Origin of the sequence: Ensifer sp. CCNWLY38 (assembly GCF_037120565.1) — a bacterium.
In the GTDB taxonomy this organism is placed as follows: domain Bacteria; phylum Pseudomonadota; class Alphaproteobacteria; order Rhizobiales; family Rhizobiaceae; genus Ensifer; species Ensifer adhaerens_H.
The window spans coordinates 161,411-185,973 of the sequence record NZ_JBBBBO010000013.1 but is presented as its reverse complement, the minus strand read 5'-3'; the positions used below and the strand labels follow the sequence as shown (position 1 = coordinate 185,973).

Here is a 24,563-nt window from a genome sequence, read left to right as displayed (position 1 = left end):
CGGTCCGCCGCCCGCATCCGCTCCAAAGACAAACACAAGGAGGAGACATCGCATGGCGAAGTTCGCTGCGAACCTGACAATGCTGTTCAACGAGGTGCCGTTCCTCGATCGTTTCGCCCTTGCTGCCAAGGCCGGCTTCGAAGGCGTGGAATATCTGTTTCCCTACGAATTCGAGAAGGTGAGCCTGCGGGCCGAGCTTCAGCGGCACGGCCTGACCCAGGTTCTGCACAACCTGCCGGCTGGCGATTGGGCCCGCGGCGAACGCGGCATCGCTATCCTGCCGGACCGGGTTGACGAATTCCGCAAGGGTGTCGCAAGCGCCATCGATTACGCGACAGCGCTCGACTGCAAGCAGGTCAACTGCCTGGTCGGCATTGCGCCGGATGGCGTGTCCGACAGCATTCTGCGCACGACGCTGGTTGCGAACCTGAAACTCGCCGCGGCCGAACTCGGCAAGCATGGCATTCGCCTGCTGATCGAGCCGATCAACCGCTTCGACATTCCGGGCTTCTACCTGAACACGGTGGGGCAGGCCGCTTCGATCATCGAGGAAGTCGGCAGCGACAACCTCTTCATCCAGTACGATCTTTACCACCAGCAGCGGACCGAAGGCGAACTGGTCGGCACCTACAAGCGTTTTGCCAACCGCATCGCCCACGTTCAGCTTGCCGATAATCCCGGCCGCAACGAGCCGGGCACCGGCGAGATCAACTATCCGTTCGTCTTCGACGCACTGGAAGAGGCCGGCTACGACGGCTGGATCGGTTGCGAATACAAGCCGCGCACCACCACGGCCGATGGCCTTGGCTGGCTCGGCACCGAGCGCCAGCGCACCCAATCTGCAGACATCATCAAGATCAGGAGTTAAGCACCATGGCAACAATCGGTTTCATTGGACTAGGTATCATGGGCACGCCGATGGCGCGCCACCTGCAGGATGCCGGCCACACCATCGTCACCTCGAAGTTCGTCATTCCGCCGCGCCAGGAATTGCTCGACAACGGCCTCAAGTTCGTCGATACGCCGAAGGCGCTCGCCGAGACTGTCGATACGATCATCCTGATGCTGCCGGACACGCCTGAGGTCAAGGACGTCCTCTTCGGCGAAAACGGCGTCGCCTATGGCCTTTCCAAGGGCAAGCTCGTCATCGACATGAGCTCGATCTCGCCGATCGAGACGAAGGAATTCGCCAAGAAGGTTCGCGAAACCGGCGCCGAATATATCGACGCTCCGGTCTCCGGCGGTGAAGTCGGCGCCAAGAACGCTTCGCTCTCGATCATGGCCGGCGGCGCCCAGGAAAGCTTCGACCGCGCCCTGCCGCTCCTGCAGCTGATGGGCAAGAACATCACCCTCGTTGGTGACTGCGGCGACGGCCAGGTCACCAAGGTTGCCAACCAGATTATCGTCGCGCTGACGATCGAAGCGGTTTCGGAAGCGCTCGTCTTCGCGTCCAAGGCCGGCGCCGACCCGGCACGTGTTCGCGAGGCGCTGATGGGCGGCTTTGCTTCCTCGCGTATTCTCGAGGTACACGGCGAGCGCATGATCAAGCGCACCTTCGACCCGGGCTTCCGCATCTCGCTGCATCAGAAGGACCTGAACCTGGCTCTCCAGGGCGCAAAGTCGCTCGGCATCTCGCTGCCGAACACGGCGGCAACGCAGGAGCTCTTCAACAACTGCGCCGCCAACGGCGACAGCGGTCTTGACCACTCGGGTCTCGTGCGCGCGCTGGAGCGCATGGCGAACCACCAGGTCGCCTAGCGCAACACCCGGAAAAGTGTGAAGCGCTTTCCGTTCGGAATTGCGCCGCTTCAAAAGCGCAAGGCATGAAATGCACATGATCCGTCCGGCAACCCATTGTGCGGGCCGGTCATGTGTCCGGGCGGCGGTTGGAGGAACCGCCGCCCGAGACATCATCAAGCAATTCCAGGAAAAGTGTGAAGCGGTTTTCCGCCCGGAAATTGCGTAAGTGCTCTAAGGGGAGACAAATGCCAGCCATCACCGACCCACGCCGCTTCCTGGAAACCCTGTTCACCTCGGCCGTTGCCGCGGCTGACCCGGAAAAGGTGATTGCGGCCAATCTGCCGGAGCGGCCGAAGGGGCGCACGGTGGTCGTCGGCGCCGGCAAGGGCGCGGCGCAGATGGCGGCGGCCTTCGAGCGCCATTGGGGTGGCCCGCTTTCTGGCGTGGTCGTCACCCGCTATGGCTACGCTGCCCCTTGCGAGAAGATCGAGGTGCTCGAAGCGTCGCATCCGCTCCCCGATGAGAACGGTTTACTTGCCTCGAAGCGTTTGCTCACCGAAGTCAGCGGGCTGACGGAGGACGACCTCGTTGTGGCGCTCGTCTGCGGCGGTGGCTCGGCGCTTCTGCCTTCGCCTCCGCCCGGCCTGGCGCTGGAAGACGAGATTGCCGTCAACCGGGCACTGCTTGCCTCCGGTGCGCCGATCAGCGCCATGAACGCCGTGCGCAAGCACGTCTCGATGATCAAGGGCGGCAGGCTTGCCGCCGCCGCCTATCCGGCAAAGGTCGTCTCGCTGATCGTCTCCGATATTCCAGGCGACGATCCGGCGCTGGTCGCTTCCGGCCCCACGCTTGCCGATGCGAGCACTCGCGAGGATGCGCTGACGCTGATCGAGCGCTACAGCCTGGATTTGCCCGCCAATGTCATGGCTTGGATAAAAAGCCCGAATAGCGCCGCGCCGTCGCCTGACGATCTGCGCTTTGCCCGAAACGAAGTCCGGCTCATCGCGTCCGCGTCCGTCTCGCTCGAGGCTGCGGCTACCGAGGCGCGTGCCGCGGGCATTGAAGCGATCATTCTTTCCGATGCGATCGAGGGCGAGGCGCGCGATGTTGGCGGCGTGCACGCGGCGATCGCCCGTGAGGTCGCCGGTCGCGGCCGGCCGTTCACCAAGCCCGTCGTCGTTCTCTCGGGTGGAGAGACGACGGTGACGATCCGTTGTGCCGGCAAGGGCGGTCGCAACAGCGAATTCCTGCTGGCGCTGGCGCTTGGTATCGATGGCGCCAAGGGTGTATCGGCGCTTGCCGCCGACACCGACGGCATCGACGGCTCGGAGGACAATGCCGGCGCCTTTGCCGATGATACGACCATCGCCAGGCTCGTTGCCCAACGGCTCGATGCGGCAGCGCTGCTGCAGAAGAACGACAGCTGGACAGCGTTTAATGCACTCGGCGATCTCTTCAAGCCGGGGCCGACCGGCACCAATGTCAACGATTTCCGCGCCATCCTGGTGCAGTGAAACGGGCGTGTGCGTAGCCAGCCACTGTTCGCGTTACGCGAAGTGGCAGCTCACCGAGCCATAGGCGCCGAAATCGGCGACGATCGTGTCGCCGCTCTTGGCCTCGAGCGTGCGGATAAAGGAGCCTGAGAGCACGATCTGACCGGGCTCGATCGCGTCACCGCATTGCGCCAGCCGGTTGGCAAGCCAGGCGATGCCGCGAGCCGGATGGTTGAGGACCCCGGCTGCGAGCCCCGTCTCCTCGATCACCGCATTGCGCGAGACGATCGCGCCCATCCAGCGCATGTCGACCCTATCCGGACGCACCGCCCGACCTCCGAGGATGAGGCCGCCATTGGCGGCATTGTCTGAAATCGCATCGACGAGGGTGCGCGCCTTCTTTGTTTTCGGGTCTGTTCGAACGATACGGCTGTCGAGGATTTCCAGCGCCGGCATCACATAGTCCGTGGCGTTCAGCACCTGGACGATATTGACGCGCGGGCCCTTGAGCCCGGCCTTCATCACAAAGGCGATTTCCGCCTCGACCCGTGGCTGGATGAACCGGTTGGCCGGAATGCTTGCGCCATCATCAAACAGCATGTTGTCGAAGAGCACGCCGGAATCCGGCGTATCGATGCCCAGCGCCTGTTGCATGGCGTTGGACGTCAGGCCGATTTTCCAGCCGATGATGCGGTGGCCGTCGTCGCGCTTGCGCCTGACCAAGGCCGCCTGGATCGCATAGGCGTCTTCGACAGTCATGTCGGGATGCTTGAGCGACAGAAGCCCGATCTGTTTTCGATCCTGCTCTGCCTGATGCAGGCTTTCGGCAGCCTTGGCGATCTCGGTTGCATTCAGCATGGTCCGGCCCCTCCACTCCAGCGTGTCTCACGATACACCAAGGCAGTCACGCGGGCACCGGTCGTCTTGTGCTAGTCAGATCGGCTGGCTTGCCAGCATCAGGCCAAGCCCGATGAGGATCGAGCCGCAAGCGCGGGGCAGGCGGGGATTGGTGCCGTGTGGGACATCAACCGCTATCTCGGGCGGAACGTGCCGGCCCTTATCCTTTCCGGCGAAACGTCTCCGGCGCGGCTCAGGGAGGTGACCGCAAGCGGCTATCGCCTCCTGCACAAGCCGCTGGACGCAGCGCGACTGGAGGAGGAAATCGAAGCGGTCCTGGGCGGTACGGCTGAAGAAACCGCGCGCGACGCAAGCGCCGTTACTCGATGAAGACGCGCACGCTGGCGGCGCGGCCGACAGAATCAATGACTGTCAACGTCGAATAGCCGACCCCGTCGGGCTGCCATTGTGTCACCCGGCGGCGGGTCAGCTCAGGGAGAGGCCGGCCATTGGCGAGCCAGCGGAACGGCGCTCGCCCGCCTTGCAGCTTGAGCGTCAGCGGCGAGATTGCCGCGTGATCCATACCGAGTTCGACGCGTGCCCCTTCCGGCGGAAAGACGATCTGCGGCGCCGGTTCGCGCGCCGAAGCATTGACGAGGCCGCTTGCGGTCAGGGAGAAGCGGCGCTGGCTGATCGGCAGTTCGGCCTGCGAGATGCGCATTGCACCGGCCGGAGCATCCGGCAGCGGCGTTATGCCGAAGCCGGCCTTGGCGAAGCCTTCGAAGAGAATGGGGGCAGCGCTGCCATAGCCGGTGAGGCCCGGCACGGCGCCGTTGTCGGGTCGTCCGACCCAGACGCCGAGCACATGACGGCCGTCATAACCGACCGACCAAGCGTCGCGGTAGCCGTAGCTCGTGCCGGTCTTGTAGGCGATGCCGCGCTGGCGGCTGCCCGTCGGCGGCAACACGCCCGAGAGCGCATCGGAGACGTTCCAGACGGCTACGGGCGATAGCAGCGGCTCTGCTTCGATCAGGCCGGCCTTGCCATCGACGCCGTCGCCGAGCCGGAGCGGAAAGCCGCGGTTGGCAAGCGCGGCGTAAAGTTGCACGAGATCGCGCAGCGATAGGCCGACGCCGCCAAGGCCGATTGCAAGCCCTGGCGCTTCGCCTGCCGGCAGCGCCGGTTTCACCTCGCCGCGGCGGAACCGCATCATCAGTTCGGCCGGGCCGACGGCGTCGAGAAGGCGGATCGCCGGCACGTTTAAGGAGAGTTGCAGCGCCTCGCGCACGCTGACATCGCCCTGATAGCTCATGTCGAAGTTGCGTGGACGATAGCCGAAGAAGTCCGCCGGGCGGTCCTCGATGATCGTTTCCTGGCTGACCAGCCCTTGTTCGAAGGCAAGGCCGTAAATGAACGGCTTGAGGGTGGAACCCGGCGAGCGCGTGATACGGGTCATGTCGATCCAACCGGAGCGGCTCGCATCAAAATAGTCGGCAGATCCGACCGAAGCGACGATCTCGCCGGTTTTAGCATCGGCCATCATCATGGCGACCGAAACCTTCGGCCCCAGCTTGGCAGCGCCTTCCCTTGCCACGGCCTCGAGGTTACGCTGGACGGCGAGGCGCAAGGTCGTCTGATGCCGGGCCGCGTGCGCGTCCTTGCGCAACGCGCGCTCGGCGAGATGGGCGGCATAGGACGGCAGCTGTAGGCGGCGCGAGGGGACAGATGTCGCGATTGCGCGCTCGGCTTCGCCGTCCCCGATGACGTCAGCGACGGCGAGACGGGTCAGCACCCGCTCGCGGGCAGCGACTGCCGCGGCATGATTGCGATCCGGCCGGCGCTTTTCCGGCAATTGCGGCAGGGCGACGAGCAGCGCTGCCTCACCGGCCGTCAGCCGCTTCGGCTCCTTGCCGAGCCAGGCGAGACTTGCGGCGCGCACACCCTCGATGTTTCCGCCATAGGGCGCGTGGGTGAGGTAGAGGTTGAGGATCTGGTCCTTCGATAGGCGCCTTTCGATCTGGATAGCGCGGGCGATCTGCAGCAGCTTGGCGGTGACGGAGCGCTGCGCGCGCGGCTCGATCAGGCGTGCGACTTGCATCGAGAGTGTCGAGGCGCCTGAGACGATCCGGCCGTTGCTGACGAATTGCAGAGCAGCGCGGCCGAGCGCGAGGAAATCGACGCCCGAATGCTCCTGGAAGCGCTGGTCCTCATAGGCGATCAGCATCTTGAGGAACTGCGGATCGACATCGTCGACCGTCGTCTTCAACCGCCAGAGACCTTCCGGTGTTGCGAAGGCCCGCAACAATTGACCGCTGGCGTCGTCCACCTCACGTGAGACGACGGCAGCCTCCGCAAGTGGGGGCGGGAAGGCCTCGTCGGCCTTCTCGATCGCAAAGCCCGTCAGCCCCGTCAGCAGCAGGCAGACGGGCAAGGCGATCAGCAGTTTGCGCCCAATCGACATGGTCGTGCCTATTGTGCCGCCTGAACCTCCATGCGCCCGGTGGCAGTGCGGGCCGAAAGCTGCGGCCGGTACATATCTTCGACGGAGGCAGCCGGATGGTCGTAAACGCCCGGGGTCACGGCACGCACCACATAGGCGAGCGTGACTTCGCGCCCGGCCCCGATGCTGCGGTCCAGCGCCGCGACGAAGCGGTCGTTGCGGAACTCCGTATGCGTTGCAGTGATCTCGCCGAGCCACTCGAAGTTGCCGAGCTGGGCGCTGTCGACGAGGCTCGGATTGTCGATCTGGAAGCCGGCCGGCAACAGGTCGGTGACGAGCACGCGCGACGGCCAGTCGTTGGCTTCCGTCACTTTCAGTACGACGACATAGCGCTCGTTCTGTCTCGCTTCCATGACGTTCGCCTCGGCGCCGTCGAGCGTGTAGTAGGTGCGCTCGATGGTGAAACCGTCGCCGCCGGCCGAAAGCGGTTGGGCGGGTGCGGCAACCGTGGTGACGACGGCCGAGACCGGATCGGCGCCCTGGTTGCGGATCACGATCGGATGGGTCGTAAGCGCGTCGCCGGTCATCTGGGCGGCGTAGCTGCCGGTCTTCGATGCGCCATTGACCTCCAGTGCCATGTCCTCATCGCCGTTCTGGATGGCGCGGGCGGCAAGCAGCATCCAGGCCTGTTCCTGGGTGCTGGTGTAAGTCTTCTGCTCCCATTCGCGCGCGACGATCTTCGACAACTCGGGAACGATCGGCGGAACCGGGCGGCTTTCGGCGGCGAGCGCCAGCACCGCCGCGTTGTCACGCAGCGACGAGCCGTAATCGGAGCGCGACAGGCTGACATTGATGAGGCCGGTCGACATGTTCGCCGCCTTGGCAAACGTATCCCGCGACCCCTGGGCGTCGCCATAGAGTGCCAGCGCCGCGGCGATATGCGCCTTGGCGAGTGGCGTCGGGAAGTCATCGATCAGCGTGTTGGCGTAGTAGCGCAGGTCGTTGATCGCCGCCTTGCGATTGCGGGCGAGCACGTAGAGCGCATAGGCGATCTCGTTGCCGCGGTCCTTGGCATTGGTGTCGTAGCTGACGCCGTTCTGCAGGTTTTCAAGCGCCTGGACCATCGCGGCCTCCGGCACGTCGTACTTCTGTTCGCGGGCGCGGGTGAGGAAATCGGTGACATAGGCGTCGAGCCAGAGATCGCCATAACCCGGGCCCCAGAGGCCGAAACTGCCCGACGACGATTGATAGGAAAGTACGCGATAGATCGCCTCCTGCACCCGTTTCGTCACGCCTTCGTCGTCGGTGAGACCGGACTGCTTGGCGAGCTCGCTGAGGTAGAGCAGCGGCAGCGCGCGGCTCGTCGTCTGTTCGGCGCAGCCATAGGGGTAGCGATCGAGCGTCATCAGCAGCGCCGGCATATCGAAGGCGGCCGAACGCGTGACGCTGAGGTTGACCGAGGCGCCCTGCAGAATGCTGTCGGCGAGCAACTGCCCGTCGACCGTCAGGCTGCTTCCGGGCGCGATTGCGACGACCTGCCGCTGGGTCACCGGCAGGGTTGCCGGACGCACAAGCAGATCGAGCGATTGTTCCAGTGAAAGTCCGTTGGCACCGGTCAGCGCCACCGTAACGACGCCGTTGCCGGGGTATTGCCCGACCACCGGCAAGGTGATGGAGGAACGGCCGCCCTGGTCCAGGGTCACCGTGTTGCCGGTGCCCGGTTGTTCGACCGTGGCGGGGCCACTGGTCGTGACATGGATCTGGTACTCGCCGGCCGGCGCGTCGGTGTTGGCAATTTCGAGCCTCAGTTCCGACCGGTCTCCGGGGGCGAGGAACCGTGGCAGGCTGGCGGTGACGACAACCGGATCGCGGATCACCAGGTCGCGCGTGGCGTGGCCGACACCGGATTTCGTCCAGGCGACGGCCATCAGCCGCGCCGTGCCGTTAAACTGCGGGATATCGAAGCTGACGGTTGCCTTGCCGTCGCCGTCGAGCTGTACGGGACCTTCGAAGAAGGCGACCAGCTTTTCCGTGGGCGGGCTGCCCTGAAGAGCGACCTGGCCGCCGTCGCCGCCGGTGCGCAGTTTTCCGGTGGCGCCAAGCGAGCCGTCGATCAGGCGGCCGTAGAGGTCGCGGATCTCGAGGCCGAGCTGCCGCTGGCCGAAATACCAGGCTTCCGGATCCGGCGCCTCGTAGCGCGTGAGGTTGAGGATACCGACGTCGACGGCGGCGACCGTCACATAGGCTTCCTCGTTGGCGCCGGCACCGGCAACCTGAAGGCTGATGTCGAGCGGCTGGCGCGGTTCCATCTTTTCCGGTGCATCGAGTGTGACGGCGAGCTTGCGCTCGGCCGGATCGACCGAGAGCCATTTGATGCCGATCGAGCGCATCGGCATGCGGCTTTCCTGGGCATCGCCCGGGCGGTAGAGCGTGGCCGTCACGTAGGCGCCGGCACCCCAGGCGTCGGTAACCGGCAGCTCGACTTCGCCGCCTTCCGCGGCAATCGATGCGGTCTGGGTGGTGATCAGGTTCTCCGTGCCGACAGTGACCAGCAGTTCACCGGCAAAGCGCGGCGAGACCTTGAGCTTGGCCGTGTCTCCGACCGCGTATTTCTCCTTGTCGAGCGCGATCTCCAGGCCGTCGGGCGTTTCCGTCGAGGTGGCAGCGACATACCAGCCGGCGTCGAACTCGACGCTCGACGTCGGACCGTCGATCGAGGCTGTCTCGACCTCCAGGCGATAGCGCCCCCAACCAACCGGCACGGCGATTTCGCCGCCGTCTTCCGTCAGGTCGACGCTGCCGTTTGCCACCTGCTTGGTGGTGACGACAGGCTCGTATTTCCAGGCACTGCCGTCACGGTACCAGTGATAATTGCGCTCGACGCTGATGAGTTTCCACAGTGCCCCGGGCATGGCGATCTTGGCGCCGGCCGGATCGACGGCGATGACGCGGAACTTGCCGACGGAGTTCTCGGCGAGTTCGCCTTCGAATTCCGGCTTGATCCCGAGCATCGGACCTTCGGCACGAACGGGCAGTTTCAGCGCGCGCTCGACGGCACGGCCGCCGGCTTCGCGCATGCGGACAGTGACTGTGGCGTCGAGCAACTGCGTGGTCGAGGGCACTTCATCGAGCAGCACGTCGAAGCTGGATTTGCCTTCCTCGTCGAGCGGCGAAAGCTCCTCAAGCGGCAGGCGGGTATCTTCGCTCGCCTCTTCATCGGCGAGACCAAAGGAGTACCCCTTGAAGGCAGCGCTTTCGCGCGTCGGCTTGATCGTCACTTCGCCTTCCAGCTCGAGACCGGCCGCCGGCGCACCATAGAGATAACGCCCGTCGACAGCGACGCTCGCGGCCCCGCCGACGGCGACTTCCTTGGCGTCGCTCGTCAGGTCGAACTCGGTTCGGTCGGGCACGAAGTCGTCGACCAGGAATTGCTTTTCGCCGATCGCCGGGGATTTCGGATCGGTGAAGATCTGCATCGTCCAGGTGCCGCGCATGGCGTTGGCCTGGGTGTCGAGATCGAGCGTATGTCCGCCGAGCTTGCCGCCGGCGCTGGTCATGCGGCGATACTCGACGCCGTCCGGGCGCAGGAAGACGAAGGTCAGCGGCAGGTTCTCGATCGCCATGCCGTCGACGTCGCGCGCGAGCGCCGCCGCATGCACCGTTTCGCCGGCACGATAGATGCCGCGCTCGGTCCAGGCGAGTATGTCGATGGCGCCGGGCGCGGCGCGGCCGGTGACACCGCGATCCGAGAGGTCGAAGCCGGCGCGGCTCATGTCGAGGAAGACGTAATCGTCTTCGCCCTTCTTGGCGGTGATGACCGCAGGCGTCAGTCCGGCCGTGCCACGGATCAGGCCGGCCGTGAAAGTAACGCGTCCATCGCCATCGCTGGTCGCCGTGCCCAGAATCTCGTTGTTCTTGGCGACGAGCTGCAGTTCAACGCCTTCGATCGGTTCCGCCGACGCGAGCGAGCGCACGAAGACGTTCAGCCCGTCGGTGCCGGCATAGGTGGAAACGCCGATATCGGAAACGACGAACCATTGCGTCGCCCGCGCATCCCATTCCTGGCTGACGCCGGTGGAAGGCGCTGCGGTCAGGACATAGACGCCGGGCTTGCGCTCAGGCAGCGCCTCGTCGACCGGGAAGCTGGTGACAACCTCCTTGTTGATGTCACGCGCGATGTCGATCGTGCCCTGCCAGACGAGTTCGCCGCTTTCGTCCTCAATGCGCTGGGCGCTGTAGCCGTCGAGCTGTGTCAGGAACTGCGAGCTCTGCAGCACCTGGGCGATGCTGCGGTCGCCGACGCGGTAGAGCTTGAGTTTGGCGCTGTCGGTATTGACTGATACGAGGGGGATGCTGCGGCGTGCGGTCGAGGGCAGCACGAAGCTGTCGCCGGTGAAGCGCACCATCTGGGCGCGGTCAGCGACATAGATGTCGAGGGTGATGGGCGCTTCCAGCACCTCGTCGACGGTGGATGGCAGGCCGGTCCTGAGCGTCAGTTTGTAACGCTCGCCATGCGAAAGACCTTCCACGCAGATCTGGTCGCCCTTGGCTTCAAGCGCTTTTGGCGCCGCGCCGTTGACGGTGACGAAGGAGGCATAGTCGGCGCCGCTCTTCAGAAGCTGTTCTGAGAACTGCACGCAGGCGCGGGGCGTTGCTGCGTCCGAGTCGATCGTATGCTCGACCACGCGGAAGCCCTTGCGCTGTTTGAGATCGAGATAGGCCGCCTCGACGGATTTCGCCTTCACCAGCTCCAGGCTCGCCTTGTAGGCGTCCAGTGCGGCGCGGAAGTTTTCAGCGCCTTCGAGCGATTTCGCCATGACGGCGAGCGCATGGGCGCGGCTCTCGGTCGTGCGCGTGAGTTCATAACCGTTGATTGCGGCGATCGCCGCTTGCATCGAGACGGCCGAGTTGTTGGTGATGCGGTTCGCAGTGCGGGCTGTCTCAAGCCAAAGCTCGGCGTCGTCGGGCGTGATCGCCAGCGCACCCTGGAACGCCTTCAGAGCGTTCTCGATATTGCCCATGCCGGCCTGGCCGCGCGCCATGTCGAGGAGCGTATTGACGCCCATCCCCTGCTGGTCGTCGGCAAGCGCGAGGTTGGCCTTGGTGTTGCGGGCGTCCTGCTGGATCTGGTCCGACAGGAATTTCAGCCGCGGCGGTGCGCCGATATCGGCTTCGGCGGCCTGCGGCTGCACGATCTTGCCGGCGATCGCGCCCGGGAAGGAATTCAGCTGATTGTAATCGGACTTGAGGAAGCACCACTTCACCTTGGGATTGTAGGTGAAGGCGCGGCAGGACTGATCGGCGATACAGGTCTGCTGGCACTCGTCGAGCGAGACGTTTTGCTCGGTCCTGAGATCGAAACCGAAATAGTCGCCATCCCTAGTTATCTCGACCTGTCGGCCGGTCTCCTGCGCAGCGGCGGGACTTCCGATGGTCAAAAGAGACAAAAGTAGGGTGGAAAGGCCGAAAAACGCGCGCACAGACATCAAGTCCTCCCAACGCTGCCGGTCTCGATAGGGGCTTCACTTTTCAGGCTTCCGGGTCGCTTGTCAACCGAGGAGAGGTCAACGTGCGGCGCAATTTCAGCGGGAGTCCTGGTGTGAAGAGTCAAGAATCGATCCGGAATGAAACAAGATAAAACGATATGTAAATCAAACTATTATGACGGTTGGTCAAAGCGACGAAAAAGCTGCGCCGCTAGCCTCTTTGTTCTCTGAGGAAGATGGTCAACGAGCGACCGGCATCAAGGATATGGTCGCGCGTCAACGCACAAGCCCGCTCGGCATCGCGTGCCATACAGGCATCCAGGATCGCCTTGTGCTCGCGACGCGCCCGGGCAACGCCTGATGTCAGCGTCAACTGCGCCCGAAGGTAGCGATCGATGCGGTCGAGCGAGGCGCGGACGATCTGGAGATAATAGGGGCGGCGCGCCGCCTCGTAGAGGCTGTAGTGAAAGTTGCGGTTGATCTCGCCCCAGCGATCCGCATTCTCTTCGCGCTCGAACTCCTCGCAATGCTGGCGTGCAAGCTCGAGTGTGCGACGGTCGAGGTTGGGCACGGCCAGACGAATGACTTCGGCCTCGATGAGCGCGCGGAACTCGAAAATCTCTTCGATTTCCTCGATCGAAAGCCCGGCGACGACCGCGCCCTTGTAGCGCTCCGTGGTGATCAGGCCATGCTGCTCAAGACGTGAAAGCGCCTCGCGCACCGGAATGCGGCTGGTGTTGAACATCTGGGCGATGTGGTCCTGGCGCAGGTTCTCGCCCTCGGCGAGGTCACCTTCGATGATCGCCTTGCGCAAGGCTTCATAGACGATATCGGCGGCTGAAGCGGCTTGCCTGACATCGACGGCATCGAGTTTCATCGTGTTCAAACCCTGCTGGCCAAGCCTTCCGGCTCGGCGAATTCGGAAGCGTTTTTGCGTTGTTGGTCAATGGTCATAGGTCCAATCCAGACGCCGGGCAACAACAGAGCCTTGTGGCTCAGGACGCGATTTCGAATATTTCAGATTGTATATTGGATCCAATCTTTCTATGAGTCTTTTCGTCGGGCTCAGCGCTGTCGCGTATGATCCCGGCAAAATGCGGGAGCACGGCCGATGCGCAGGGCATCGGTCGCCCAGGTGGCGCCGTCCACCGCTTGGAGGAGAAGAGGCATGCGCAGCAACAAGGTCGTCCACATCGTATCCTGCCACGCGGAGGGTGAAGTCGGCGACGTAATCGTCGGCGGCGTCGCGCCGCCGCCCGGAAATACGCTGTGGGAACAGCGCCGCTTCATCGCTGAAGACCAGACGCTGCGCAATTTCGTGCTCAACGAGCCCCGCGGCGGCGTCTTCCGCCACATCAACCTGCTCGTGCCGCCGAAGGATCCGCGCGCGACGATGGGCTTCATCATCATGGAGCCCGAGGATACGCCGCCGATGTCCGGCTCCAACTCCATCTGCGTCTCGACCGTGTTGCTCGACAGCGGCATCGTGCCGATGCAGGAGCCGGAAACCCACATGGTGCTGGAAGCGCCGGGCGGACTGGTGAACGTCGTGGCCCAGTGCCGCAACGGCAAGGCCGAACGCATCACCGTCACCAACGTTCCATCTTTTGCCGACAAGCTCGATGCGAAGCTCGAGGTCGAGGGCCTGGGCACACTGACCGTCGACACCGCCTATGGCGGCGACAGCTTCGTCATCACTGACGCTCGCGCGCTCGGGTTTTCGGTCACGCCGGACGAGGCGCGTGAACTCGCCGAAACCGGCATCAAGATCACCCGCGCGGCCAACGAACAGCTCGGCTTCACCCATCCGGAAAACCCGGAATGGGCACACATCTCCTTCTGCCAGCTCACGCTGCCGGTCGAGGAAAAGGACGGCGTTCTGCACGGTCGCAACACGGTTGTCATCCAGCCGGCCAAGCTCGACCGTTCGCCGACCGGCACCGGTTGTTCGGCACGCATGGCGGTATTGCATGCCCGCGGCGTGATGAAGGTCGGCCAGCGGTTCAGCGGCCATTCCATCATCGATTCGACGTTCAATTGCCGCATCGCCGGCGAGACGACGGTCGGAGGACGCCCGGCGATCGTGCCGGAAATCTCCGGCCGCGCCTGGATCACCGGCACGCACCAGGTGATGCTCGACCCGGCCGATCCGTGGCCGGCCGGCTATCGGCTTGCCGATACCTGGCCGCGCAAGCAGTAAGCGATATCGGAGCGGGCCGCGTTATGCGGCCCGCCTTTCGGTTTGGCGTTGCCGCCCTAGTCGTCCTTGATGATCCGGGTGGTGCCGACCCAGAGTTCGCGGGCCGGCCCGGCGCCGACATTGCGGGCGCGATGGGGCAACGAGGCTGGGAAGTGCAGCGTGTCGCCAGCCTTCAACAGATATTCCTTGCCGTCGATCTCGTAGAGCATCTCGCCCTCGATCAGGTAGAGGAAGTCCTCGCCTTCGTGGCTCGTCAGTTCGGAGGCGTAACCCTTGGGCATATGGGTGATGCAGCCGTTGAGCGCGGCGCCCGGAAAGCCGCGTTCGATCAGTTCGTAGACACGCTCCTTGGTCTCGACATTGTAGCCGGGCCGTTCGCCGGCATGCGATACCATGGAATGCCCGTGCTGCGGCGGCTGCGACAGGAAGGTGTCGACGCTGGTACCCAGCGCGTTGGCGACGTTGTAAAGCGAGATCAGCGACGGGGTGGAGATGCCACGCTCGATCTGGCTGATGAAGCCTTCCGTCAGACCGGCCTCGCGTGCCACGTCCTTCATGGTCTTGCCGATTTCCTTGCGGCGCGCCCTGAGCATTTGCCCGAGCGAGGCGGGCGTCGAGGTTTCGGGAAGGGAGGCGCCACCGGCTACTTCTGGCGCCTCTTCGATCTTCAGGGGCATGATTTTCTTTCCGCTTGACTCACGTCTATCGATGTACTTTAGTCCAGCTAAAGTTGGTTCGGCAAGCGATCAGATCGCATGCCGGCCTTCTTGAAAAGGGGAACTACAAGAACGTCTTCGCGGCAATCCGTCGGCGTCCAAAAACATTAAGAAAAATTGGATCCAATATCCAATTGAACGTGTTGAGCGCGCGATCGATGCTGGCTGCGGTCAAAAGGAGGAGTGAGATGAAACGTATATTGCCAATCATGCTCGGCGCGACGCTCGGGCTGCTTGCAGCCACCTCGGCATTTGCGATCGAACGCGGCGGCGCGATGACCTTCGCGCGCTATGACGATTCGACCGTCATCGATCCCGTTTACGCCGACCGAAATCCGGATCTCTGGATGGTGAACGGCCTCTATGAAACGCTGCTGCGCAATGGTCCCGATGGTTCGATCGTGCCAGGGCTTGCCGAAACCCATGAGGTCTCCGCCGACGGCAGGACCATCACACTGGCGCTCCGAAGTGGCCTGAAATTCTCCGACGGCTCGGATCTGACCGGTGCCGACGTCGTCTTTTCGCTCGACCGTGCCCGCGACGCCAATCTCGGCCCCTGGGCCGGCCTGCTTGGCGCCGTCGACAAGGTGACAGCCGATGGCAACAAGATTACCGTGTCGCTGAAGAACCCCGATCCGACTGTTATCTCGATCCTCGCGACCTTCAACACCGGCATCATGCCGAAGGCTGCCTTCGAAAAGGCGGCTGGTGCAACGGACCAGGAAAAGGCACGCGCCTTCTTCGCAGCCGGACCGGTAACCTCTGGTCCTTTCGTCATGAAGAGCCACGTGCAGGGCTCAAGCATGAGCTTCGAGCGCAACCCGAACTACTGGCGCCAGGGTGAAGACGGCAAGCCGCTGCCCTATCTCGACCGGGTGGAATTCCTCGTCATTCCCGATGACGCCACTCGCATTCTCAAGCTTCAGGCCGGCGAAGTCGATGCGGCCGAGTTCATTCCGTTTGCTCGCGTCGGCGAGTTGGGCGCCGACCCGAACCTGAAGATGGAGCTCTTCCCGTCGACCCGTATCGTCTACGCGCCGATCAACACGCGCGAGGCGAAGAAGGATGGCTCGAAGAACCCGCTTTCCGACATCAAGGTCCGCCAGGCGCTGAACTATGCGACCGACAAGAACGTGCTGATCAAGCTCGTGACCTTCGACACCGGCAAGCCGATGACCTCGCTGATGTCGGCGGCAACTCAGCTTCACTACGGCCCGGCGGCGCTTTATCCGTACGATCCGGAAAAGGCCAAGCAGTTGCTTTCGGAAGCCGGCCTCAGTGGCGGCTTCGAGGTGAAACTCACGACGCTTGCCGGCAGCGCCGACGATGCGACGCTGTTTACAGCCCTTCAGCAGATGTGGGCGCCGCTCGGCGTCAACCTCAAGGTCGAGCAGGTCGACAACCCGACCCGCGGCGAGAAGAACCGCTCCGGCGATTTCGACATCCACACCTATGGCTGGGCGAACGACGTCAACGACCCGGCGCAGGTGACCGGCTGGCTCGGCTACTACAAGCAGCGCCAGGCCGTCGGCACCGGTTGGAACAACCAGGAATTCAACACGCTCTTTGAAGCCTCCAACGTCGAAACCGATCCGGCCAAGCGCAAGGACGAATACAAGCGCATGCAGGAGATCTATGCGGCGGAGGCGCCGCTGCTCTTCCTGTTCGAAACGCCCTTCGCCGTCGCCGTTTCCAAGTCGATCGAAGGCTACGTGCAGACGCCGCTCGGCGCCAACGACTTCTCTGAAGCCTGGCGCGCCGACTGATAGCGGAACGATCTTTGAAGGCCGGGCGGAGACCCGCCCGGTCTTCCGTTGAAGGTTGGAACCATGCCCTCATTTTCCTATCTCGTGGCGCGGCTGTTGCAGATCATCCCGACGTTTCTGTTGGTGATGATCTTCATCTTCCTGCTCGTGCGCCTCTTGCCGGGCGATCCGGCGATCGCCATGGCCGAAGCCAAGGCGACCGATGCCCAGCTCGAACAGATCCGGCACAATCTCGGCCTCGATCAGCCGCTGCCGGTTCAGTTCCTCGTCTTCGTCAAGAACACACTAACCGGCGATCTCGGCCGCTCGATCATGCTGAAGGCGCCGGTGGCGGAGATCATCGTTGCCCGCCTGCCGACGACGATCTTCCTTGCGCTCTATTCGATCGCGCTCGCTGTCCTGCTTGCAGGCCCGCTCGCCTTCCTTGCAGCGTCGCGCGTCAACAGCCCTGTTGATGTCGCCATCCGCAGCGTCTTCCAGGTCGGCCTTTCCATGCCCGTCTTCTACATCGGGCTGCTGCTACTGACGGTGCTGGCGGCGCAACTGCGCTGGTTTCCCGTCGGCGGCTACGGCAAGACTTTTCTTGCCAATCTCTACCATCTGATCCTGCCGGCGCTCAGCGTCGCGCTCTATACCTCGGCGATCATCCTGCGCAATCTGCGCGCCTCGCTGATCGAGGTACTCGACGCAGACTATGTGCAATTCGCGCGGGCCAAAGGGCTTTCGCCGCGCATCATCATGACCCGGCACGTGCTGCGAAACGCGCTCGTCTCAACAGTGACGCTGCTGGGCCTGTCGATCGGCAACCTGATGAGCGGCACGCTGGTGACCGAGACGGTCTTTGCCATCCCCGGCGTCGGCCGGCTGATGCTGGAGGCGATCTTTGCCCGCGACTACCCGTTGATCCAGGGCCTGACACTGACCTTCGCCGTGCTCGTCTCCGTCGTCTTCCTTTTGACGGATGTCGTGCAATCCTGGCTCGATCCGAGGCTTCGCCAATCATGAGCGTGCTGACCCAAACCCAATCGCGCAAGCGGGGGCGGCTCGCTGCCTTTCTGGCCCGCGCCTTTTCCCGTCCGTCCTTTGCCGTTGGCATCGTCATCCTTGGCCTGTCGCTTTCACTCGCGTTGTTTCCGCAGGTCTTTGCGCCCTACGATCCGCTCGCCTTCGACCTCCAGGCGATCCAGCAGGGGCCGAGCCTTGCGCATCCGTTCGGCACCGACAATTTCGGCCGCGACGTGCTTTCACGGGTCATCTGGGCCTATCGTGTCGATATGCAGATGGCCTTCTTCGCGACGATCTTCGCGCTTCTGATCGGGATCACCGTCGGCGCCTTCGTTGGCTATTATGGCGGAATCGCCGACGTCATCTTCGGCCGCTGCGTCGACGCAATCATCACCTTTCCCTTCCTGGTTCTGGTGATCGCGATCGTCGCGGTGCTCGGTCCCGGCCTCGTCAACATGTATGTGGCGATCACCGCGGTGAACTGGGTCTATTACGCCCGGCTGACGCGCGCCGAAATCATGGCGCAGAAGGCCAACGACTATGCTGCCGCCGGCCGGGTGCTCGGCTATTCCGACCGACGCATCATCTTCCGGCATCTGTTGCCGAATGCGATTTCGCCGATCCTCGTCTACTGGATGACCGACATGGCGCTCGCGATCTTGCTCGGGTCGTCGCTCGGCTATCTCGGCCTCGGCGCGCAGCCGCCGTCTGCCGAATGGGGGGTGCTGATCGCCGAGGGCCGCAACTTCCTGATGACGGCCTGGTGGATGAGCCTGATGCCGGGCATCGCCATCGTCTTGACCGGGCTCGGCTTCAGCCTCGTCGGCGACGCGCTTGCCGATCTGCTTCGACCGAAAGGGCGCTGAGATGGGAACGCAAGAAAAACCCGCCGTACTCGACGTCCGGCACCTGCGCACCGAGTTCGGTACGCGAGAGCGGCCGCTGGTCGCGGTCGATGACGTTTCGTTCCAGGTAGGACAGGGCGAAATCCTCGGGCTCGTTGGCGAATCCGGCTCGGGCAAGAGCATCACGCTGCGCTCGATCCTCGGCATCGTCCGCCCGCGGGGGCGGGTCGCTGGCGAGATCCTCTGGAACGGTCAGGATCTCGTCGCGCTTTCCGAGGCGCAGCTGCGGCGCATCCGTGGCCGCGAGATCGCGATGATCTTTCAGGAGCCGATGTCGTCGCTCAATCCGCTGCTGACGGTCGGCCTGCAGATCTCGGAAAATCTCGTGGCGCATACGGATCTCGATGCCAGGGCGCGAAAGGCGCGCGCAATCGAGCTTCTCGATCTCGTCGGCATCCCCGCGGCGCGCAATCGTCTTGATGATTTCCCGCACGAATTTTCGGGCGGCATGCGACAGCGGGTGATGATCGCGATCGCTCTTGCTTCCAATCCTAAGCTTCTGCTTGCGGACGAGCCGACAACGGCGCTTGACGTTACGATCCAGGATCAGATCCTGCGGCTGATCCAGTCGCTCAGCCGCGACCTCGGCATGGCGGTGGTCCTCGTCACCCATGACATGGGGGTCGTTGCGGAGACCTGTGACCGCGTCGCCGTGATGTATGGCGGCAGGCTTTGCGAAGTCGGTCCGACGACCGATGTCATCGGCGACGCACGCCATCCCTATTCGCTGGGACTGCTGCGCTCGATACCGCGCGACGTGGCGCCGCGCACGCCGCTCTATTCCATCCCCGGCGCACCGCCGGCGCTGAACGCGCTACCGCCCGGCTGTGCCTTCTGCGCGCGGTGTCCCGTTGCCGGTGCCGAATGCGCCGATGTCCGACCCTGGCTCGAGAGCGTCGGCACCCTGCGTCAGGTCGCTTGCCATCACCTTGCAGACGCACAAACGCATTTCAGACCGCGGGAGGCAGCGCAATGACCATGCCAGCTTCAGCACACAATTCTCCTTTGCTTTCGCTACGCGCACTATCCATGCGGTTCGAGAAGCGGCGTTCGCTCTCCGACACCCTGGCCAGACGCCCACATCAGGTCGTTTCGGCGGTCAACGGCGTCGACCTGGACGTGATGCCGGGTGAGACGCTGGGCATCGTCGGGGAATCCGGTTGTGGCAAGTCCACGCTCGCGCGCCTGATCGCCGGACTGCACCGCCCAACCGCTGGCGATATCCTGTTTGAGGGCGAAAGCGTCGTCGGCCTCAAGGGGGCGCGGAGGCGGGCCTATAACAGGCGCGTCCAGATGATGTTTCAGGATCCCTATACCTCGCTCAACCCGCGCATGACCGTGCGCGACACGCTGCGAGAAGCGATATCCGTGCATCGCATGCGCGAGGGGGCCGCGATCGACCAGCGCGTGGACGAGCTGCTGGACCTTGTCCGGCTGCCTGAGGGGGCTGCCGACAAATATCCGCACGAATTCTCGGGCGGCCAGCGCCAGCGCATAGGCATCGCCCGCGCGTTGTCGCTGGAGCCGACCTGTCTTGTTGCGGATGAGCTGGTCTCGGCACTCGACGTCTCGGTGCAGGCGCAGGTCGTCAATCTTTTGATCGAGCTTCAGGACGAATTGGGCCTGACAGTGCTGTTCGTGGCGCATGATCTGCGGCTAGTGCGCCACGTCTCGCACCGCGTCGCCGTCATCTATCTTGGCGCGATCGTCGAGATCGCCCCGTCGGAGGCGCTGTTTTCGAGGCCGATCCATCCCTATTCCAAGGGGCTGCTTGCTGCCGCGCCTTCGCTCGATCCCGGCGCAAGACGTCGCGCCCCGGCGCTATCGGGCGAGTTGCCGAGCCCGCTCGCCATCCCGCCCGGCTGTCCGTTCCACGTGCGCTGCCCGCACGCGACCGAGCTTTGCCGCCGCGAAAAGCCGGCGCTGCGTCCGGTCGGTGCCGGCATGACCGCCTGCCATTTCGCCGAGACCATTGGCGACGCCTGAAACTCCACTCGATAGGGAAAGACTCATGGATACAACAGCAAGGCCGGATATCTCCGGCCGGATCGGCGCCCTGCGGCGCAAGCTTGCGGAAACCGGGCTCGACGGCTACGTCGTGCCGCGCTTCGATGAGCATCAGGGCGAATATTGCGCGCCGCACGACAATCGCCTGGCTTTCGTCACCGGGTTCACCGGTTCCGCCGGCGTGGCGATCGTCATGCGCGACCGCGCCGCCATCTTCGTCGATGGCCGCTACCAGGTGCAGGTGCGCGACGAAGTGGATCTCGACACCTTTGCGATCGAGCACTTTTACGATGCGCCGCTCAAGGAGTGGCTGAGGAACAACCTGCGCAAGGGCGAGCGCGTCGGCTTCAATGCCATGCTGCTGCCGTCGACCTGGGACGTGGATTGCGGCCGGTCGGTGAAGGCTGCGGGCGGTTTTTGGACGCCCGTCGACGAGGATCTTGTCGACGCGATCTGGGCCGATCAGCCGGAAAAGCCGCTCGGCAAGATCATGGCCTTTCCGGTTGCCTATTCCGGCGAAAGCGTCGCCGAGAAAAAGCGCCGCATCGCCGAGATGCTGGCGGAGCAGGGGGCGGATCTGCTGATCGAGGCGCAGCCCGACAACATCGCCTGGTTCCTCAATGTCCGTGGCCGCGACGTCGCCTTCAATCCCATGCCGCAATCCTTCCTGATCTTCGACCGCAACGGCAAGACGGAATGGCTGGTCGATCATCGCAAGCTGCCGAACGACCTCTCGGATTTCGAACTCGACGATGTCGCGATCGCCGAGCCGGGGCAGTTGCTTGAGCGCGTGCGGACGATAGCGGCGGGGCGCACGGCATTGATCGATCCCAGTTTCGCGCCGTCGGCGACGGCGCATGCGACGCGGGCCGCCGGCGGAACTGTGCAGCTTGCCCGAAGCCCGATCACGCTTGCCAAGATGCACAAGAACACGACCGAGCTTGCCGGCTTTCGCGATTGCCACCGTCTTGATGGCGCGGCCTGGATCCGCTTTTTCGCCTGGCTTGAACAAAATGCCGCCGATCGGGATGCGAGCGGCCGGCCGGTGAGCGAACTGGAGGCGGAGGAGCGCATCCTCGGTTACCGGCAAATGGAGGAAAGCTTCGTTGAGCCGAGCTTCCGATCGATCTCGGCGGCCGGCAGCCATGCGGCGATGTGCCATTACGCGGCGACGAGCGAGACCAGTGCGCCGATCGCGAGAGGCGGGATCTATCTGCTCGATTCCGGCGGGCAATACCTGACCGGCACCACCGATGCCACCCGCACGACCGCGATCGGCCCGGTCTGCGACGAGATCCGGCGCGCCTACACCGCCGTTCTCAAGGGGCTGATCTCCATGGTAACGCTGAAGTTCCCCAAGGGCACCTATGGCCACCAGCTTGACGCTTTCGCCCGTCGTCCCCTGTGGGATCTCGGGCTCGACTACGATCACGGCACCGGTCACGGCGTTGGCCACTTCCTTTCGGTCCATGAACAGCCCCAGCGCTTCGACCGTCGCGTCAACGAGATCGAGCTGAAGCCCGGCATGGTGACGACGATAGAGCCCGGCTATTACAAGGCCGGCGCCTACGGTATCCGCATCGAGAACCAGGTGGAGGTGGTGGACGATGGCGACGGTTTCCTGAGCTTCCGCAGCCTGACGCTGGTGCCTATCGACCTGCGGCTCGCCGACATGGATTTGCTGACCGCGGCCGAGCGGAGGTGGATCGATGCCTATCATGGCCGCGTGGTGCAGGAGTTGGACGGACTGCTCGATCAGGAGACGGTCGGCTGGCTAGCCGAACGGACGGCGCCGGTCGGAGCGTGATTGTTCCTTGGCCGTCTTTCCTTTCGCGGCCTTACATGACGGATAGCATTGTGGCGGCGGGCCGATCGGTCCGCCGCTATTCTCTTTCTGATGGGCGGTCGCTCGGCGGTCGTGTGCGGTGCCTTTCATTCAAATGTGACTCCTCTTGCTCGCACGGTACCGTTTGTGATATTTTTCACAAAGATTGTTCGGGCCGCGCAAGGCTGCAGGACTTTTCTGGCACGGAAGAAATCATGGTCAGCCGCAAGACAGCCCGCATCATCCAGCTCGCCGACGCGCTTTCGGGGCGGAGAGTTCTGCATCTGCGCGATGCTGCGGCCCTGCTTGGCGTCTCGGAAATGACGATCCGCCGCGACGTTGCCGACAATCCCGGCCAGTTCGCCTTTCTCGGAGGGCATATCGTGCCGGCGGGAGAGATTGAGCCCGATGCGCCCTATGAGCTTGCGCGCGAAGCCGACAGCCATGCGGCCGCCAAGCGCGAGGCCTGCGTCCACGCCGCCCGCCATATCCGGCCGGACGAGACGATCTTCATCGATTGCGGCACCACCTTGGAATACCTCGTCGATCTCATTCCGGAGGATTATTCAATAACGGCAGTGTGTTATTCGCTCAACGTGGCGGAGAAGCTGACGCACAAGCCCAATGTCCGCATCGTCATGCTGGGCGGCGTCTATCACCCGTCATCGGCATCCTTCTCCGGCAATTCCGGGCTGGAAACGCTCGATTCGCTCGGCATCAACGTTGCCTTCCTTTCGGCGGCGGGCGTTGATCCGGGCCGAGGGGCGACCTGCGTGCATTTCCACGAGGTGTCGGTAAAGCAGAAGGTCATTTCGCTTGCCCGCGAGAACCATCTCGTCATCGATCTCAGCAAGATCGGCAAGCTGAAGCCGGCGTTTTTCGCGCCTCTTCACGTCTTTCGATCTGTCATTACCGAAGAGGGCGAAACCCTGGTGCCGGGGCAGTAATCGCGGCTGGATCAAAAATATTACGAATTCGTCAAAATCCGGACGCTTCGCTTGACACCCTCAGTATTTGATGGAATAGTCACAAAAAATCGGTAGAAAAATAACAAAATTGACGATCTCCACGGCTGCGCCCCGGGTGTAGAGTTGTGCCGTGACAGGGAGTTCAAGGAGCCATCGCTTGGAAGACCTAGCTGTGAAGTCAGGCGCGACGAAAGCCGCGCATTCGCCGGCGGCGGGCCATAACTGGCCGCGCAACAACGGCATCGATCTCGACCTCGGGTGGGTGCTGGACCAGCGCGTCAACCTGTCTGCCGCCGAGCGCCGCGTTGCGACGCTGCCCGGCCGTCGGACGGTCAAGAAGGACGCCCAGGCCGCCTGGCTGCTGAAGGCCGTCACCTGCGTCGACCTCACCACCCTTAATGGCGACGATACGACGGAGCGCGTCAAGCGTCTCTGCGCCAAGGCGCGGCAGCCCGTGCGCCAGGATCTGCTCGACGCGCTTGGCATGGGCGGTCGCGGTATCACGACCGGTGCTGTCTGCGTCTATCATCGTTTCGTTTCGACCGCCGTCGAGGCGCTTGACGGTTCGGGCATTCCCGTCGCCGCGGTTTCCACCGGCTTTCCGGCCGGTCTTATCCCGCACGATGTGAAGCTGCGCGAGATCGAGGCCTCGGTTGCCGATGGCGCCAGGGAAATCGACATCGTCATTACCCGCGAGCATGTTCTCACTGGCAACTGGCAGGCGCTCTATGACGAGATGCGTGACTTCCGCGCCGCCTGCGGCGATGCCCATGTGAAGGCGATTCTTGCCACCGGCGACCTGAAGACGCTGCGCAATGTTGCGCGCGCTTCGCTCGTCTGCATGATGGCGGGTGCGGATTTCATCAAGACCTCGACCGGCAAAGAGGGCGTCAATGCCACGCTGCTGGTGACGCTCGTCATGTTGCGCATGATCCGCGCCTATCAGGAGCAGACCGGCCTCAAGGTCGGCTACAAGCCGGCAGGCGGCATCTCCGCGGCCAAGGACATCCTGAACTACCAGTTCCTGATGAAGGACGAACTCGGCCGCGAATGGCTCGAGCCGGATCTCTTCCGCATCGGTGCGTCGAGCCTGCTTGCCGACATCGAGCGGCAGCTCGAACACCACGTGACCGGCGCCTATTCGGCCCTCAACCGACACCCGATTGGATGATCCC

Annotated in this window: 18 protein-coding genes; 13 read left to right on the top strand and 5 right to left on the bottom strand. The window is 63.7% G+C overall.

Annotation, left to right across the window (positions count from 1 at the left end; all coding sequences use genetic code 11):
• Positions 1–52: 52 nt before the first annotated feature.
• The 3 genes from hyi to V7S54_RS25905 all read left to right on the top strand — a co-directional run bounded on the left by hyi (position 53) and on the right by V7S54_RS25905 (position 3,254).
• Positions 53–868, top strand: coding sequence for a hydroxypyruvate isomerase (gene hyi, locus V7S54_RS25915; RefSeq protein WP_058325994.1), 816 nt, complete (start codon positions 53–55; stop codon positions 866–868).
• Between the two features lie 5 nt (positions 869–873).
• On the top strand, positions 874–1,758 hold the full coding sequence (gene glxR, locus V7S54_RS25910; RefSeq protein ID WP_058322531.1) for a 2-hydroxy-3-oxopropionate reductase: 885 nt from the start codon (positions 874–876) through the stop codon (positions 1,756–1,758).
• Between the two features lie 227 nt (positions 1,759–1,985).
• Positions 1,986–3,254, top strand: coding sequence for a glycerate kinase type-2 family protein (locus V7S54_RS25905; protein ID WP_065374714.1), 1,269 nt, complete (start codon positions 1,986–1,988; stop codon positions 3,252–3,254).
• A gap of 33 nt (positions 3,255–3,287) precedes the next feature.
• Here the strand turns inward: V7S54_RS25905 and hpaH are convergent, their stop codons facing one another.
• Positions 3,288–4,091, bottom strand: a complete 804-nt coding sequence (gene hpaH / locus V7S54_RS25900) for a 2-oxo-hept-4-ene-1,7-dioate hydratase (RefSeq protein WP_065374715.1) — start codon at positions 4,089–4,091, stop codon at positions 3,288–3,290.
• A 156-nt stretch (positions 4,092–4,247) separates the two neighbouring features.
• On the opposite strand from hpaH, the gene V7S54_RS25895 reads away from it, so the two are divergent.
• Positions 4,248–4,460, top strand: a complete 213-nt coding sequence (locus V7S54_RS25895) for a hypothetical protein (RefSeq protein WP_065374716.1) — start codon at positions 4,248–4,250, stop codon at positions 4,458–4,460.
• Here V7S54_RS25895 and pbpC read toward each other — a convergent pair.
• The 3 genes from pbpC to V7S54_RS25880 all read right to left on the bottom strand — a co-directional run bounded on the left by pbpC (position 4,450) and on the right by V7S54_RS25880 (position 12,873).
• Positions 4,450–6,531, bottom strand: coding sequence for a penicillin-binding protein 1C (pbpC, locus tag V7S54_RS25890; RefSeq protein WP_065374717.1), 2,082 nt, complete (start codon positions 6,529–6,531; stop codon positions 4,450–4,452). The two genes, V7S54_RS25895 and pbpC, sit on opposite strands and share 11 nt — an antisense overlap.
• Before the next feature lie 8 nt (positions 6,532–6,539).
• Positions 6,540–11,996, bottom strand: coding sequence for an alpha-2-macroglobulin family protein (locus V7S54_RS25885; RefSeq protein WP_336409015.1), 5,457 nt, complete (start codon positions 11,994–11,996; stop codon positions 6,540–6,542).
• 211 nt (positions 11,997–12,207) lie between these two features.
• A complete protein-coding gene (locus V7S54_RS25880) occupies positions 12,208–12,873 on the bottom strand; it encodes a GntR family transcriptional regulator (protein WP_058325998.1) in 666 nt (221 codons plus the stop codon).
• Between the two features lie 291 nt (positions 12,874–13,164).
• On the opposite strand from V7S54_RS25880, the gene V7S54_RS25875 reads away from it, so the two are divergent.
• Entirely contained in the window at positions 13,165–14,196 is a 1,032-nt protein-coding gene (locus tag V7S54_RS25875; RefSeq protein ID WP_065374719.1) for a trans-3-hydroxy-L-proline dehydratase, read from the top strand.
• A 56-nt stretch (positions 14,197–14,252) separates the two neighbouring features.
• On the opposite strand, the gene V7S54_RS25870 is transcribed toward V7S54_RS25875, so the two are convergent.
• Positions 14,253–14,873, bottom strand: coding sequence for a helix-turn-helix domain-containing protein (locus V7S54_RS25870; protein WP_083203659.1), 621 nt, complete (start codon positions 14,871–14,873; stop codon positions 14,253–14,255).
• A 227-nt stretch (positions 14,874–15,100) separates the two neighbouring features.
• Between V7S54_RS25870 and V7S54_RS25865 the strand changes: the two genes are divergently transcribed.
• The 8 genes from V7S54_RS25865 to deoC all read left to right on the top strand — a co-directional run bounded on the left by V7S54_RS25865 (position 15,101) and on the right by deoC (position 24,559).
• Positions 15,101–16,678 carry an ABC transporter substrate-binding protein gene (locus tag V7S54_RS25865; RefSeq protein ID WP_065374720.1) on the top strand — a complete coding sequence of 526 codons (1,578 nt, stop codon included), beginning with the start codon at positions 15,101–15,103 and terminating at the stop codon, positions 16,676–16,678.
• A 63-nt stretch (positions 16,679–16,741) separates the two neighbouring features.
• Positions 16,742–17,683: an ABC transporter permease gene (locus V7S54_RS25860; protein WP_336409016.1), complete on the top strand. Its 942-nt coding sequence runs from the start codon at positions 16,742–16,744 to the stop codon at positions 17,681–17,683.
• Entirely contained in the window at positions 17,680–18,549 is an 870-nt protein-coding gene (locus V7S54_RS25855; RefSeq protein ID WP_065374722.1) for an ABC transporter permease, read from the top strand. The genes V7S54_RS25860 and V7S54_RS25855 overlap by 4 nt, the downstream gene beginning before the upstream one ends.
• A 1-nt stretch (position 18,550) precedes the next feature.
• Complete coding sequence (locus tag V7S54_RS25850) at positions 18,551–19,564, top strand: ABC transporter ATP-binding protein (protein ID WP_065374723.1); 1,014 nt, start codon at positions 18,551–18,553, stop codon at positions 19,562–19,564.
• A 2-nt stretch (positions 19,565–19,566) separates the two neighbouring features.
• Positions 19,567–20,574, top strand: coding sequence for an ABC transporter ATP-binding protein (locus V7S54_RS25845; protein WP_141679420.1), 1,008 nt, complete (start codon positions 19,567–19,569; stop codon positions 20,572–20,574).
• Positions 20,575–20,599: 25 nt separating this feature from the next.
• Complete coding sequence (locus V7S54_RS25840) at positions 20,600–22,402, top strand: aminopeptidase P family protein (RefSeq protein WP_065374725.1); 1,803 nt, start codon at positions 20,600–20,602, stop codon at positions 22,400–22,402.
• A 233-nt stretch (positions 22,403–22,635) separates the two neighbouring features.
• A complete protein-coding gene (locus V7S54_RS25835; protein WP_058325026.1) occupies positions 22,636–23,367 on the top strand; it encodes a DeoR family transcriptional regulator in 732 nt (243 codons plus the stop codon).
• 178 nt (positions 23,368–23,545) lie between these two features.
• Positions 23,546–24,559: a deoxyribose-phosphate aldolase gene (deoC, locus tag V7S54_RS25830; RefSeq protein ID WP_065374726.1), complete on the top strand. Its 1,014-nt coding sequence runs from the start codon at positions 23,546–23,548 to the stop codon at positions 24,557–24,559.
• Positions 24,560–24,563 lie beyond the last annotated feature (4 nt).

Bases quoted from the DNA above. Each gene is read 5' to 3' on its own strand.
- hyi (WP_058325994.1), top strand. From the start codon at position 53: ATGGCGAAGTTCGCTGCGAACCTGACAATGCTGTTCAACGAGGTGCCG.
- glxR (WP_058322531.1), top strand. From the start codon at position 874: ATGGCAACAATCGGTTTCATTGGACTAGGTATCATGGGCACGCCGATG.
- V7S54_RS25905 (WP_065374714.1), top strand. From the start codon at position 1,986: ATGCCAGCCATCACCGACCCACGCCGCTTCCTGGAAACCCTGTTCACC.
- hpaH (WP_065374715.1), bottom strand. From the start codon at position 4,091: ATGCTGAATGCAACCGAGATCGCCAAGGCTGCCGAAAGCCTGCATCAG.
- pbpC (WP_065374717.1), bottom strand. From the start codon at position 6,531: ATGTCGATTGGGCGCAAACTGCTGATCGCCTTGCCCGTCTGCCTGCTG.
- V7S54_RS25885 (WP_336409015.1), bottom strand. From the start codon at position 11,996: ATGTCTGTGCGCGCGTTTTTCGGCCTTTCCACCCTACTTTTGTCTCTT.
- V7S54_RS25880 (WP_058325998.1), bottom strand. From the start codon at position 12,873: ATGAAACTCGATGCCGTCGATGTCAGGCAAGCCGCTTCAGCCGCCGAT.
- V7S54_RS25875 (WP_065374719.1), top strand. From the start codon at position 13,165: ATGCGCAGCAACAAGGTCGTCCACATCGTATCCTGCCACGCGGAGGGT.
- V7S54_RS25870 (WP_083203659.1), bottom strand. From the start codon at position 14,873: ATGCCCCTGAAGATCGAAGAGGCGCCAGAAGTAGCCGGTGGCGCCTCC.
- V7S54_RS25865 (WP_065374720.1), top strand. From the start codon at position 15,101: ATGAAACGTATATTGCCAATCATGCTCGGCGCGACGCTCGGGCTGCTT.
- V7S54_RS25860 (WP_336409016.1), top strand. From the start codon at position 16,742: ATGCCCTCATTTTCCTATCTCGTGGCGCGGCTGTTGCAGATCATCCCG.
- V7S54_RS25855 (WP_065374722.1), top strand. From the start codon at position 17,680: ATGAGCGTGCTGACCCAAACCCAATCGCGCAAGCGGGGGCGGCTCGCT.
- V7S54_RS25850 (WP_065374723.1), top strand. From the start codon at position 18,551: ATGGGAACGCAAGAAAAACCCGCCGTACTCGACGTCCGGCACCTGCGC.
- V7S54_RS25845 (WP_141679420.1), top strand. From the start codon at position 19,567: ATGCCAGCTTCAGCACACAATTCTCCTTTGCTTTCGCTACGCGCACTA.
- V7S54_RS25840 (WP_065374725.1), top strand. From the start codon at position 20,600: ATGGATACAACAGCAAGGCCGGATATCTCCGGCCGGATCGGCGCCCTG.
- V7S54_RS25835 (WP_058325026.1), top strand. From the start codon at position 22,636: ATGGTCAGCCGCAAGACAGCCCGCATCATCCAGCTCGCCGACGCGCTT.